Annotated in this window: 12 protein-coding genes and 1 tRNA gene; 4 read left to right on the forward strand and 9 right to left on the reverse strand. The window is 57.4% G+C overall.

Going from position 1 to position 12,585, the window contains the following annotated elements; all coding sequences use genetic code 11:
* Nucleotides 1–89 precede the first annotated feature (89 nt).
* From PQR63_RS05780 to PQR63_RS05795, 4 genes are all read left to right on the forward strand, one after another.
* Nucleotides 90–1,004 (forward strand): LysR family transcriptional regulator, encoded by a 915-nt coding sequence (locus PQR63_RS05780; RefSeq protein WP_408166417.1) that lies wholly within the window; start codon nt 90–92, stop codon nt 1,002–1,004.
* Nucleotides 1,005–1,145: 141 nt separating this feature from the next.
* Nucleotides 1,146–2,012, forward strand: a complete 867-nt coding sequence (locus PQR63_RS05785) for an NAD(P)-dependent oxidoreductase (RefSeq protein ID WP_408166419.1) — start codon at nt 1,146–1,148, stop codon at nt 2,010–2,012.
* Nucleotides 2,013–2,039: 27 nt separating this feature from the next.
* A complete protein-coding gene (locus PQR63_RS05790) occupies nt 2,040–3,551 on the forward strand; it encodes an aldehyde dehydrogenase family protein (RefSeq protein WP_408166420.1) in 1,512 nt (503 codons plus the stop codon).
* Between the two features lie 238 nt (nt 3,552–3,789).
* The gene (locus tag PQR63_RS05795) at nt 3,790–5,127 is read left to right on the forward strand and encodes a DUF3100 domain-containing protein (RefSeq protein ID WP_408166421.1); all 1,338 of its coding nucleotides are present in this window, start codon (nt 3,790–3,792) and stop codon (nt 5,125–5,127) included.
* A gap of 79 nt (nt 5,128–5,206) precedes the next feature.
* Here PQR63_RS05795 and PQR63_RS05800 read toward each other — a convergent pair whose 3' ends face one another.
* From PQR63_RS05800 to tolQ, 9 genes are all read right to left on the reverse strand, one after another.
* Nucleotides 5,207–5,581, reverse strand: a complete 375-nt coding sequence (locus PQR63_RS05800) for a DUF423 domain-containing protein (RefSeq protein WP_408166423.1) — start codon at nt 5,579–5,581, stop codon at nt 5,207–5,209.
* Nucleotides 5,582–5,718: 137 nt separating this feature from the next.
* Nucleotides 5,719–6,768, reverse strand: coding sequence for a ChuX/HutX family heme-like substrate-binding protein (locus PQR63_RS05805; RefSeq protein WP_408166424.1), 1,050 nt, complete (start codon nt 6,766–6,768; stop codon nt 5,719–5,721).
* Between the two features lie 820 nt (nt 6,769–7,588).
* A tRNA-Lys gene (locus tag PQR63_RS05810) sits at nt 7,589–7,664 on the reverse strand.
* Between the two features lie 67 nt (nt 7,665–7,731).
* Nucleotides 7,732–8,493 (reverse strand): tol-pal system protein YbgF, encoded by a 762-nt coding sequence (gene ybgF, locus PQR63_RS05815; RefSeq protein WP_408166426.1) that lies wholly within the window; start codon nt 8,491–8,493, stop codon nt 7,732–7,734.
* A gap of 5 nt (nt 8,494–8,498) precedes the next feature.
* Nucleotides 8,499–9,023 (reverse strand): peptidoglycan-associated lipoprotein Pal, encoded by a 525-nt coding sequence (gene pal / locus PQR63_RS05820; protein ID WP_408166428.1) that lies wholly within the window; start codon nt 9,021–9,023, stop codon nt 8,499–8,501.
* Nucleotides 9,024–9,062: 39 nt separating this feature from the next.
* Nucleotides 9,063–10,364, reverse strand: a complete 1,302-nt coding sequence (tolB, locus tag PQR63_RS05825) for a Tol-Pal system beta propeller repeat protein TolB (RefSeq protein WP_408166429.1) — start codon at nt 10,362–10,364, stop codon at nt 9,063–9,065.
* Between the two features lie 15 nt (nt 10,365–10,379).
* Nucleotides 10,380–11,312 (reverse strand): cell envelope integrity protein TolA, encoded by a 933-nt coding sequence (tolA, locus tag PQR63_RS05830; RefSeq protein WP_408166431.1) that lies wholly within the window; start codon nt 11,310–11,312, stop codon nt 10,380–10,382.
* Between the two features lies 1 nt (nt 11,313).
* The gene (locus PQR63_RS05835) at nt 11,314–11,742 is read right to left on the reverse strand and encodes an ExbD/TolR family protein (RefSeq protein WP_408166432.1); all 429 of its coding nucleotides are present in this window, start codon (nt 11,740–11,742) and stop codon (nt 11,314–11,316) included.
* A complete protein-coding gene (tolQ, locus tag PQR63_RS05840) occupies nt 11,742–12,443 on the reverse strand; it encodes a protein TolQ (protein ID WP_094564963.1) in 702 nt (233 codons plus the stop codon). Before tolQ ends, PQR63_RS05835 begins: the two co-directional genes overlap by 1 nt.
* Between the last annotated feature and the right edge of the window lie 142 nt (nt 12,444–12,585).

The raw sequence follows: 12,585 nt of genomic DNA on the forward strand, positions 1-12,585 counted from the left end.
CCAGTGTTTACCCGACGGTTTGTGATGGCATTTCCTGAACTCTGTTCTAATTGAGGCAACTCAAAAAACAGAATAAACAGGGAAGGGCCATGAAAAAACTCAGTGAACAGCGCCTCGTCTATTTCTTTGAAGCGGTCCAGTGCGGCAGCGTGCGTGCTGCTGCCGACAAGCTGGATATCGCCCCATCGGCGGTCAGCCGCCAGATTGCCTTGCTGGAGCAGGAGGTGGCAATTCCGGTCATGGAGCGGCATCGTCGCGGCGTAGTGCCGACCGAAGCCGGGCAGCTACTGATCGATTACTACCGCGAACAAGGGGCGCACCAGGCGGATCTGTTGTCCAAGCTGCAAGGTTTGCGCGGACTCAAGCGCGGCCACGTCAGCATTGTCATCGGCGAGGGGTTCGTGAGCGATTTCATGAGCCAGCCGATGGTCTATTTTTGCGAACGCCATCCGCAAATTTCGGTATCTCTTGATCTCGCCGGCACCAATGACGTGTTGCGGCTGGTCGCCGAAGACACCGCCGAGATCGGTCTGGTCTACAACCCGCCGACCGACCCCAAAATTGTCTCGCGCGCGGTGCAGCGGCAACCCATGCTGGCGGTTGTCAGTGCCGGATCGCCACTGCGCAACAGCAAGTCCTGCACCTTGCAGGAGCTTAGCGAATATCCGATCGGCCTCATGCACTCCTCTTACGGTACGCGGCAATTGCTGGCGCTGGCCGAGTATGCCGCCAAGATCAAACTCAATCCGACGCTCACCACCAACTCCATCAATGTGCTGAAGCACTTCGTCAAATCCGGGCTGGGCGTCACCTTGTTGCCGCGCTTTGCGGTGTCGACCGAACTCGCGGCGGGCGAGCTGTTTGCGATTCCCCTCGATGATGACGTGTTGACCTTGGCCGAAGTGCATCTGGTCACCCGAGTCGGACGCAAGCTCTCAGTGGCTGCCAACCGCTTTGTCTCCTATGCCAGTTCGCTGATGCAGGCGTTTCAGGTCACCAGCTGAAGCCGACCATTGAACCGTCGCTCGCCTTGTATTTTTCAGTGTTCTCTTAAATAGAACAATGTTTGCTTTTCGATGTAATTGACGCTCACTTGCGCTGCTTGCACACTGGACCTGTCAGATTTTTTTCCAGCGAGGAGCAGCATGAAACACATTGGTGTGGCGGGTTTGGGCAATATGGGGCGCGGCATGGCGCTGTCGTTGCAACGCGGTGGCTTTACGGTATCGGGCTACGATCCGTCGGCTGCGGCAACAGAAAGTATCGCAGCCGAAGGCGTGAAAGTGTTTGCCTCGGTGGCGGCGTTGGCTGGTGCGGTGGATGTATTGATCCTGTCGCTGCCGACGTCGGACGTGGTCGAGGCGGTGGTGTTCGGGGCTGAGGGTTTGCTGGCCGGTGCCAAGCCCGGGTTGCTGGTGGTCGACACGACAACCGCCGACCCCAATAGCACACGTAAAGTGGCGGCAGCGCTTGCGGAGAAGGGCGTGCGCTTCATCGACGCACCCGTCAGTGGCGGCCCCAAGGGCGCGGCGACGGGCACCATGACCATGGTGCTGGGCGGTGCGGCCGACGACGTCGCAGCGGTCACGCCGGTGCTGGAAGCCATGAGCACCAAGCGCGTGCATGTCGGCCCGGTCGGTGCAGGCCACGTCACCAAGCTGCTCAACAACCTGATGTGCGGCGCACACCTGATCGTCGCCGGTGAGGCGGCGCGCATCGCCGAGGCAGCCGGACTCGATCCGCAGCAAATCTTCGAAGGCATCAACGCAGGTTCGGGACGTAGTGGTGTCACACAAGTCAATTATCCGACCTGGATTTTCAACGACGCGTTCAATTCCGGCTTCACCATGAAACTCATGCGCAAGGACTTGCGCCTGGCGATGGGCTTGCTCTCCGAATTGGGAACATCCGCGCCGCTGGCCGGTGAAGTTGGACGTCTGTGGGCCGCCAGCGACAAAACCGTGGCTGATGGCGAAGACTTCAATCGCATTGTCCATTTCGCCGAAAAATAATCTACCGAACAGAGTCAGGAGCGTTACATGAAATCCAATGAAGCAGAACAATTGCTGGCGGCGTTTGCACCGTTCTTTCCGGGCACCGCCTTTGTCGGTTCCTATGTCGGCGGTAAGCTGATCCAGGGCGAAGGCGAATCCATCGGCTTGCAGAATCCCGCGACCGGCCAGGCAACATTAACTTACCGCGACGCCGATGCGCGCGTAGTGCAACTGGCAGCCGATGCCGCTATCGCTGCGCAAGCGGAGTGGTGGAAACTGACCCACGCCGCGCGCGGTCGCATCGTGTTTGCCGTCGGTCAGAAGATCCGCGACAACACCGAAGCGCTTGCGCAGCTGGAGTCGATCAGCGCCGGCAAGCCGATCCGCGATTGCCGTGGCGAAGTGGCCAAGGTCGCCGAGATGTTTGAGTACTACGCCGGCTGGGCCGACAAGTTTTACGGTGACGTGATTCCTGTGCCGAGTTCGCATCTCAACTACACACGCCGCGAACCGGTCGGTGCGGTGCTGCAGATCACGCCCTGGAATGCGCCGATTTTTACCTGCGGCTGGCAGGTGGCGCCCGCGATTGCGATGGGCAACGCGGTTTTGCTGAAGCCTTCCGAACTGACTCCCTTTACTTCGTTAGCGGTCGCTGCCTTGGCTGAGCAAGCCGGCGTGCCCAAGGGGCTCATCAATGTACTGGCCGGTTATGGGCACACCGTGGGGCAAGCTGCCATCGATCATCCGGTGGTCAAGAAAGCGGTGTTCGTCGGTTCGCCCCAAACCGGCAAGAAAATCGCCGAGTCGGCTGCACGGCGCTTGCTGCCTTGCGTGCTGGAACTGGGCGGCAAGTCGGCCAATATCGTGTTCGAAGATGCCGATCTCAAGCGCGCTTGCCTGGGTGCACAAGCTGCGATCTTTTCATCGGCCGGGCAGAGTTGCGTCGCGGGTTCACGCTTGTTGGTGCAGCGTTCGGTGTATCGTGAATTCGTCGACATGCTGGCGACCGGAGCGGGCAAGATCAAGGTTGGCCAACCGGGCGATGCGCAAACAGAAGTCGGCCCGATTTCCAATCAGAAGCAGTACGAGCACGTGCGCAGCATGATTGCCGAAGGCCTGCGCAACGGCGCCAAGTTGGCGACGGCAGTGCAGGATTTTTCGGAGCCGGGATTTTTCGTCAGGCCGACCGTACTGGCCGAAGTCAGCAACGACATGGACGTGGCGCGCAAGGAAATCTTTGGGCCGGTTGTGGTGGTGATTCCTTTTGATACGGAAGAAGAAGCGGTGCGCATCGCCAATGATAGCGAGTTCGGCCTGGCCGGCGCCGTGTGGACCAACGATGTGGCGCGCGCGCATCGCGTCGCGGCCAGCGTCAATGCAGGCACCTTCTGGATCAACGGCTACAAGACAATCAACGTGACTTCACCTTTTGGTGGTTACGGACAAAGTGGCTATGGCCGGTCCAGCGGTGTCGAAGCTTTGTACGAGTACACGCAAACCAAGAGTGTGTGGGTCGAGACGGCGGCTTCGCCGGCGGCGACTTTCGGTTACGTTTGATTGGCATCGACAGGAGGTTGCAGGGAGGTGATGTCTCCCATCGCATGAGAACGTTTGCTTTTCAATTGCGATGCGGGACGTCACAGGGCATCATTGGTGCCGGGGCAACGGCGAAGGGTGTTGAAGGCCGTTGAATTTTTGTTGTACAGGGAGTGAAAAAAGGGAGGGCCGCATGCCGCGCATTGGCATGACGGCTTGTTGACAGACCTCATGCAGGATGCAAATCCGGAGGAAGAAAATGCAAGCAGCACCAACCACAACCGCTACACCATCACATCTTACGCAGCCCGGGCTGCAAACCTGGAAGCTCTACGTTTTTGCAGTCGTGATTCTCGTCGTTGCCGAGCTGATCGGTTCCGTCACCTTCAAGGTCGGCCCGGGTAAAGTCGTGCTCCTGCCGATGGTCTGGGCCTTGATCATGGGTGCCGTTATCGGCAGCCTGCAATCGAAGATGCCGGGGCCGCTCTCCCTGAGTCAGCCTTTGCAGTTTCGCGCAGCGGCGATCCTGCAGCCTGCGTTGCTGCTGTTCGTCGCCAAGCTGGGCCTGATGGTCGGCAGTTCGCTGCCGAAGATCATCGGTGCCGGTTGGGCGCTGGTATTTCAGGAGTTCGGCCATTTCGTCGGCACCATCATTATCGGTCTGCCTTTGGCGCTGCTGTTGGGCATCAAGCGCGAAGCGATCGGCGCGACGTTTTCTGTGGGACGTGAACCCAGCCTCGCCATCATCGGCGAACGCTATGGCATGAATTCACCGGAAGGACGCGGCGTGCTGGCGGAATACATTACCGGCACCTTGTTCGGCGCGGTCTTCATTGCCATCTTTGCGGGCTTCATCACCAGTCTCAACATCTTCCATCCGGTTGCGCTGGCAATGGGCGCGGGTGTCGGCTCCGGCAGCATGATGGCCGCTGCGGCAGGCGCCATCGCCGCCCAGCAAACGCCTGAAGTCGCCAAGGATGTTGCGACTTTTGCGGCTGCCAGCAATTTGATCACGACCACCATCGGGACTTACTTCACGCTGTTCATCTCGCTGCCGCTAGCGGTGTGGGGCTATCGTGTGCTGGAACCGATTATCGGCCGCACGACCTCGTCCTCGAGCACAGCATCCGATGATTTGCACACGCAAACGCATGTGGAAGTGGCGGATCTGAACATGGCCGGCCGCATTGGCGCCTGGGTGTTCGCGGGTGTGCTGACCATCATCGCCAACTGGATCGCCTATAAGGTGGCGCCGCTGGAATCGATCGGCTGTATCGTGATCATGATTGCCGCGGTGTTTGTCGGCGATATCCTGTGCAATGTGACCGGCAAGAAGATTCCGGCAGTGTGCTGGGTGACGCTGGTGGCGATGTTCCTGACTTCGCCGGTTTGCCCGTGGGCGGATGCGATCGTTGCCATTACCGGCAAGATCAATTTCCTCGCCGTGATTACGCCGATGCTGACGTTTGCGGGTCTGTCGATTGCCAAGGATATCCCGGCTTTCCGCAAACTGGGCTGGCGCATCGTGCTGGTGTCGTTCGCGGCGAACGCCGGAACCTTTATCGGTGCGACACTGATTGCGGAGTTCTTCCACTGACCATTTGATCATCGGTAATGCAAAACGGCCGGGCATGTAAATGCACCGGCCGTTTTTATTTGCAGAGGTTTGCTATCCGTTATTGCGCTTTATATGCTGCCCACGCGACCAGCAGCCAGCCGGCCAGGAAAGCAAGGCCGCCGATCGGTGTGATCGCGCCCAGAAAACGGACGCCGCTCAACGCCAGCACATACAAGCTGCCGCTGAAAATCACGATACCGATGAACATCGCACTGCCTGCCCAGCCCAGTATCGCCGGTCCGAATTTCGGAATCAGCAGGGCCACGGCAAACATGCCCAGCGCATGCACCATCTGATAGATGACGGCGGTTTGCCAGATCGCCAGCATGTCGGCGTCGAGGATTTGTTTCAGCCCATGCGCGCCGAAAGCACCGGCACCCACAGCGATGAACATGTTGATGCCAGCCAGAATGACGAGAAGACGTTCGCTCATAAGTGATTCCCTAAATTGATCTGCGGGTATTGTAATTGTTCTGCGTTCGCGAGCGATGCAGTCGGCGTCGGATCTGTTGCGACGCTTCCAACTTGACGCAGTACGGCCGACGGAAGTGGGTAGTACTGCATCCTTTTTCAGGTACCAAAGATCGGCAGCAGGCGCATGATGGATTCACGCCATTCGCGCGGCTCCGGCTGGCCGTTGTCTTTCTTGCTGAGGAAGCTGGCGATATGCATGCCCTGGCGATTGAACAGTTCGAGCGAGGTGATAATGCCGTCGGTAGTCGGTTTCTTTGCCACCCAGACCGAGTCGATGTGGTCTTCGCGCAGCGACATGCGAAAGCCCGAGTTCATGATTTTCAGGCGCGAATCCTTGAACCCGATGTTTTTGATCTTGCCGTAGTAGGCCTGCACGATGCCGGCATTGCCGACTTGCGCCATGATGGCGGTGCCGAACTCCGTCATGCGCTGCAGGATGATACGCGCCGAGTCATTGGCGACCTGATACGCGAAGGCCTTGCCGGCCAGACGCAGCTTGCGCAAGCGTTGTTGATCGAATGCTTCCTGCCGCTGGACGAAATCGTTGTGGTTGTGCGTGTGCGCCCAATCGGCACGCAGCGCATCGATATCAATTTCTTTGCGGGTATCGGCTTTGTCCTCAAGTGGGTGCACAAGCTGCAGAGGTGAGGTTTGATCGGCGGCGGCGTGTTCACTGACAAGCTTCCGAAAAGCGGCGATGTCAGCGGTTTCGCGCAGGACGATCTTGTGCAGCATGTTGCCGTAGCGATCGAAGAACTGGAAGCTGTGCTGTTTGTTGCCGCTGCACTCGTCGTGTTCTTCCAGCGCGTAGCCGTGTTCCCATTGCGGATAGAAGATGCGCAGATGCATGGCCTCGGCGGGTGCAAATTCGATTTCGTTCTGCACATAGAGTGCACCGCTGACATTGTCTTTTTCCAGCAGGGCGGACGAGTTGCGGGTGACTTCTGTGAGGTTGCCGAGTGCTGCAAGACGGTTGAGCAGCGGTGCAAATTCACCTTGCAGTCGGGTGGCTTGCGGATGCAGCGCGATGCGTTGCACGTCTGTCAGGTTGGGGAGTTGCTGATCGTCGAGAGGGCGCAGACGCATCATGATCTTTCCTTCGTTGTTGCTGTGTTGCAGAGGGGGGCGGCCGTGATTGTCATGCATGACCCATCCAGGAAAACTGAAGGTGCATGGCTTTGGCATGGCTGAGCGGTCCCGCGTGATTCCGTCCCATGTGGGGACGGGTTGCCGATATCCAAGTTGCTGCTGTCTGGCATCTAAAGAAAAAACATATCGTCGACTTCATGAGGCCGAGTGAACGAGGCCTTGTGAGATGTCGGCGAACAACCGTAGGCAAACAACAGCGATTTGTCAGCAAACTCGTCGACGGAGAAATTCTTTAGATGAGAATAATTCTCATCTATTATTGTGTATGACGATCAAAATTGCAAGGACGGTCATAGTCTTTTACAAAAGTTGGCGGCGCTGTCAGCTTTGCTTATCCAGCGCGTCGTCAGCTGTTAGAAAAGTGTTGAGGATGTGTCATTGTGTAATTGTTCTGGAGGCGGATGGTGCGCTGCGATAAAGTGAACCTGTCTCCTCCAACTCCTCCCTGGATTGGATTTAGCCTCCGACCTGCAAAGTTCGGGGGCTTTTTTTTGCCCGGATTTATTGGAGAGGGAAGAGCCAGGCATCTCAATGTAAATCACTGCTGTCAGATCGACTGGACGTTGAATCTTGCAAAGAGGAACTGCTTGAATAGATCGATGAATAAACGCATCGCCGCTGCAACTGATTTACTGCACACGATAGGGATGGTGATCACGCGAGTAGAAATCAGCGGATGAAGGACAGGGCGACAAGAGGTCGGAAGAACAATGGCGCCACATGTTGTGGAGCAGTTTTGAAGACGCTCGACGTGCAAAGCGCGCAAAACAAAAAGGGCTCCAATTGCTTGGAACCCTTTTTATCTACTGCGAATTTCTGGTAGGCCGTGCGGGACTCGAACCTGCGACCAACGGATTAAAAGTCCGCTGCTCTACCAACTGAGCTAACGACCCGAAAGACCGCTATTATATGCAATATTGATCGACGGTGTCAAACAGGTAGGGAAAATATTTCAAGGCGCTATTTCAATGTTGCCAGTTTTTCTTTGCCTGTCTGGGCTGCCGGGCTTTCCGGATACTTCGCAATCAGCGCATCCAACGATTTCTTCGCCGCTGCTTTGTCCTTCAGCTCGATATATGAGCTGCCGATGTTGAGCATGGCGTCGGCCACCTTGGGACTGTCCGGATAATTTTTCGCTACTGCCTGCTGTGCTGCGATGGCGCCCTTGTAGTCGCGCTGCGCATACAGTGCGTTGCCGACCCAGTATTGCGCCGATGGCGCGTAACCGGATTGTGGGTAACGCTTCAGGAAGTCGTTGAACGCTGCGCCGGCACCCTTGTAGTCGCCACCCTTGAACAGGTTCAGTGCGGCGTCATAGGATTTTTGCTCATTCAGATCGACGCTGGATTCCTTGCCGTCGATGTTGACTTTTTGCGGTTCCAGCTTGCGCAGACGTGCATCCAGATCGACGTAAAAGTCTTTCTGGCGTTGCTGCGTATTGGACAGCTCATTGGTCAATACTTCGATCTGGCCACGCAGTCGGGCGATTTCCTGGCGGAGTTGGTCGTTTTGATCGGACAGGCTCAGCGCGCTGTTCTTGTCCGACTTGTTGACCATATCCTTTTGCAGGCTATCGACTTTGTTGCGCAGATCGAGGATGGCCTTGCGCGCTTCGTCGTCGTCAAACAAGCCCGCGTGCGCTGTCATTGGCAGGCACGCGACAGCGGCCAACATGGCCGCTGCAGAAACCGATTTGAACTTGGTTTTCAGGGAAGTGCGCATAGGTCTTATTGGTAAGCGATATCAGCGCGGCGGTTTTCAGCCCATGCTGCTTCGTCGCTGCCCAATGCCTTTGGCTTTTCTTTGCCAAAGGAAACAGCTTCAACTTGTGCGTCGGAGACGCCCAGCAGAACCAGTGCCTTGCGGACGGCTTCTGCACGCTTCTGACCCAGGGCCAGGTTGTATTCGGTACCGCCGCGATCATCGGTATTGCCTTGGATGATGACCTTGCGATCCTTGTGCGAGTTCAGGTACTTGGCGTGTGCTTCTACCACCGAACGGAACTCTTCCTTGACGGAGTAGCTGTCGTAGTCGAAGTAGACGCTGCGCTTGGAGAGAATGCCTTGCGGGTCGTTCAGTGGGTCGGATCCAGCGTTGACGGTGTTGACTGCGCGTGGATCTGCGCCGCTGTTAGTGCCGGTTGTAGCACGGCTTTCCACCGGTGCGTTTTTGTCGTCCAGCTTGGTGGACGAGCATGCTGCCAGCAGCACTGCTGCCGAAAGAACGATTGCAAAAGAACTGAATGTGCGCATCTGAAACTCCTTGTGTCGTGAATGAATGTGAATAATTGTTTATTTCATGAACGGCCCCCAGGTTGGCTCCCTGACATCGCCGACCTGGGTTGTTAAGCGCTGTTTGATCCGGCCATCCGTGGAGACGATGGCTAAAGATCCGCGACGACCCGATTCCGTCGCGTACATGATGTACTTGCCGTTTGGCGAGAAGCTGGGCGACTCATCTTTGACGGTGTCGGACAGGCGTTGTTCCTGACCGTTGGTCAAATCCAGCGCGTAAAGCTGGAATTTACCCTCGCGGCGCGAGATAAATGCCAGCGTCCTGCCGTCCGGTGAAATCCGCGGGCTGATATTGTAGCTGCCGCCGAAGGTCACGCGCTGCGCTTCGCCGCCGTTGGGGCTGACCTTGTAGATCTGCGGGCCGCCGCTACGGTCGCTGGTGAAGTAGATGTAATTACCATCCGGCGAGAAGCGTGGCTCGGTATCGATGCCGGCGGTGTTGGTCAGACGACGCAGGCCGCTGCCATCGGCGTTGATGATGTAGACCTGCGTCAGGCCGTCACGCGTGAGTGCCACGGCCAGGCGCGAACCGTCAGGTGCCCAGGCCGGTGCCGAGTTGCTGCCCTTGAAGTTGGCCACCAGGGTGCGCTGACGCGTTACGAGGTTTTGGATATAGATAACTGGTTTTTTGGCTTCGAATGAAACATAAGCGACCTTGCCGCCATCTGGGGACCAGGCCGGAGAGATGATCGGCTCGTTGGACCGCAGTGCGACCTGCACGCCTTCGCCATCCGCGTCGGCAACTTCCAGGCGATATTCCTTGCCGGAACGTGTCACATAAGCAATACGGGTGGAGAAGATGCCTGGAATGCCGGTCAGCTTTTCATAGATATCGTCGGCAATCTTGTGTGCGGTCAGGCGGATCAGTTGCGGCTGGCTGCCGAACGACAGTGCCGACAATTGTGATGCCTTGATGGTGTCGAACAGGCGATAGCGCACATCGAAGCGCCCATCGGCCAGACGCTGCACGCTGCCCACTGCCAGCGCATTGGCACCGCGACCTTTCCAGTCGTTGTAATTGATCGTGGAAGAGTCCGACAGCGAGTCGCTGTTGTCAATCAACTTGAATACGCCGCTGCGCGTCAGGTCGGCTCTGATGATGTTGGTGATCTGTTGCGGCGCGCCTTCTTCTCCCGGGAAGGAGGTGATGGCGACCGGGATCTGGCTGGCGCCGACACCGGAAATTTCAAAGCGCAACTCTGCGTGCGAGGCTGGTGCTATGGCGATACCTGCGACGGTCAGAGCAATGCCTGTCAGGCGGCGAAAACCAAGTGGCAAGGTGCGTGAGTTTTTCATCATCCTCATTGTCATCGTTTACTGATCTTTCGGTAAATGGGTGAAGGTGAAGCTGTTCGGCACCCGTCCATCCTTGTCTGGAGGGAAAGGTTGCGATTTGTTGATCGCTTGCAGGACTGCTTCGTCAAAGCCCGGAATGCCGGATGTTCTGTTCTTGCGGATACTGCGTACGGTGCCGTCTGGCAGCAGTTCGACAGTGTATTCTACCGCCGGGTTCGCGCTTAACTCGCCAGGCACGTCGAAGATGGTGTTGGAACGGATCTTCGCGCCCAACTTCCGGCCATAGTCTGCCGCACCGCGCGGGCCTTGCGATTGCGCCGCCGTACCGGTGCCGCCACTGGAGCTGGTAGCCTGACCCATCATGCGTTTCAGGTCATCCTGGCGACGTTGTTCGGCGGCCTTGTTGTCGGCGGCTTGCTGTTTCTGTTTCTTCTCGGCAGCGAGTTTGTCGGCGTCGGCTTTCTTCTTCGCCTCAGCGTCTTCTTTCTGCTTGGCGAGTTTCTTGTCGGCGTCTAGCTTCTCCTGCTTTTCCTTCTTCAGCTGATCTTCTTTTTCACGCTCGAGCTTGGCTTCCTTTGCCTTTTCTTCGCGATCTTTCTTTTCCGCTTCCTTGCGCTTCTTTTCTTTCTCTTTTTCTTTTTCTTTTTCCAGCGCGATATCAGGCTTCACCACCGGAGGTTCTTCGACCTTCGGTGGTGGTGGCGGTTTGACTGGTTCTGGAACCGGTTGCGGCGTCGGTTTCGGTGGTTCCGGTTCCGGCTCGGGTTGTGGCAGGGGAGCGGCTTCCTTGACGTTCGGATCCCAGATTTCCGCTTCGACGGTCAGCGGTGTCTGGCTTTGCCAGCTGATGCCGAACCAGAGAAAAGCCAGCAAGGCCATATGCACCACCACCGCCAGCGTGATGGCGCGCCAGCGGCCCGGTTGTCTTGGTACTTGGTAAGGAGAGCTCATATTACTTTGTTGCCAGTCCCACGCGTGTGATGCCCAGCTTCTTGGCGGACGCAATGGCCTGAATCACTTCGTCGTACTTGATATCTTTGTCGGCGGAAATCATCACCGGCATATCCGGGCTGTCCGCATGCAGGGCCTGCAGTTTTTGCGCCAGATCGTTGCGGCTGCTCGCCGTCTGCGTCTCACCGCGCTTGGGGCCGTTGACCTTGATGGTGGCCTTGGCGTCTGGCTTCAACGCGATCTCGATGTATTCGTTCGGCGGCACGGTCGACTTGCCGGCGGTCGGCAGGTTGATGACGCTCGGGTCATTCACCGGTGCGGCCACCATGAAGATGATCAGCAGCACCAGCATCACGTCGATGTATGGCACGACGTTGATTTCCGATTTGAACTTGCGGGGGCGTCCCCCGCGCATGGATGAACCGGCCATTAGCGTGCCTGACGTTGCAAGATATTGGAGAACTCTTCGATGAAGCTTTCAAAGCGGATCGCCAGGCGGTCGATGTCGTGTGAATAGCGGTTGTAGGCAATCACAGCAGGAATCGCGGCAAAGAGACCGATCGCAGTCGCGATCAGCGCTTCGGCAATGCCGGGAGCGACCGCAGCAAGCGTTGCTTGTTGCACATTGGCAAGGCCGCGGAAGGCATTCATGATGCCCCATACGGTGCCGAACAGACCAACATAGGGAGACACCGAACCGACTGACGCCAGGAAGGCCAGGTGCGATTCCAGCGCATCCATTTCGCGCTGGTAGGCTGCGCGCATGGCGCGGCGGGCACCGTCCAGCAAACCGGTCGAATCGATCGTGGCGCCTTTGCCGACTTGTGCTTTGGCTTTGTTGAATTCGCCCATGCCGGCCTGGAAGATGCGTTCCAGCGCACCGCCGTGGCCGCCGCCCTTGCGGCGGTTGGACAGCGTGTCCTGATACAGCGCGATCAGATTGCCGCCGGACCAGAACGAGCGTTCAAACTCTTCGGTCTGGATGCGCGAACTGCGGATCGTGAACATCTTGCGGAAGATGTAGGTCCAGCTGAAAATCGACGCCGACAACAAGAGCAACATGACAAGTTGCACAATGATGGAAGCATTGGCGATCAGGGTAACGAAGGATAGATCTTGAGTGACATTCATGGGGGCGTGAGGGTCGGAGGTTCAGTCAGAGATGGTCAATTGTACGTGCAAATTTTTTCAATCCCGTTGCGGCAGGTGTAAAGATGCCGCTGCGATCATGGGTTGCAGGCTTGATGGGCAAGCTTGAATCACAAGCCGTGCA

Origin of the sequence: Herbaspirillum rhizosphaerae (assembly GCF_046025915.1) — a bacterium.
Taxonomy (GTDB): Bacteria; Pseudomonadota; Gammaproteobacteria; order Burkholderiales; family Burkholderiaceae_D; genus Herbaspirillum; species Herbaspirillum rhizosphaerae_A.

Excerpts from the sequence above, each read along its gene's own strand:
- PQR63_RS05780 (WP_408166417.1), top strand. The coding sequence starts at position 90 with ATGAAAAAACTCAGTGAACAGCGCCTCGTCTATTTCTTTGAAGCGGTC.
- PQR63_RS05785 (WP_408166419.1), top strand. The coding sequence starts at position 1,146 with ATGAAACACATTGGTGTGGCGGGTTTGGGCAATATGGGGCGCGGCATG.
- PQR63_RS05790 (WP_408166420.1), top strand. The coding sequence starts at position 2,040 with ATGAAATCCAATGAAGCAGAACAATTGCTGGCGGCGTTTGCACCGTTC.
- PQR63_RS05795 (WP_408166421.1), top strand. The coding sequence starts at position 3,790 with ATGCAAGCAGCACCAACCACAACCGCTACACCATCACATCTTACGCAG.
- PQR63_RS05800 (WP_408166423.1), bottom strand. The coding sequence starts at position 5,581 with ATGAGCGAACGTCTTCTCGTCATTCTGGCTGGCATCAACATGTTCATC.
- PQR63_RS05805 (WP_408166424.1), bottom strand. The coding sequence starts at position 6,768 with ATGCATGACAATCACGGCCGCCCCCCTCTGCAACACAGCAACAACGAA.
- ybgF (WP_408166426.1), bottom strand. The coding sequence starts at position 8,493 with ATGCGCACTTCCCTGAAAACCAAGTTCAAATCGGTTTCTGCAGCGGCC.
- pal (WP_408166428.1), bottom strand. The coding sequence starts at position 9,023 with ATGCGCACATTCAGTTCTTTTGCAATCGTTCTTTCGGCAGCAGTGCTG.
- tolB (WP_408166429.1), bottom strand. The coding sequence starts at position 10,364 with ATGATGAAAAACTCACGCACCTTGCCACTTGGTTTTCGCCGCCTGACA.
- tolA (WP_408166431.1), bottom strand. The coding sequence starts at position 11,312 with ATGAGCTCTCCTTACCAAGTACCAAGACAACCGGGCCGCTGGCGCGCC.
- PQR63_RS05835 (WP_408166432.1), bottom strand. The coding sequence starts at position 11,742 with ATGGCCGGTTCATCCATGCGCGGGGGACGCCCCCGCAAGTTCAAATCG.
- tolQ (WP_094564963.1), bottom strand. The coding sequence starts at position 12,443 with ATGAATGTCACTCAAGATCTATCCTTCGTTACCCTGATCGCCAATGCT.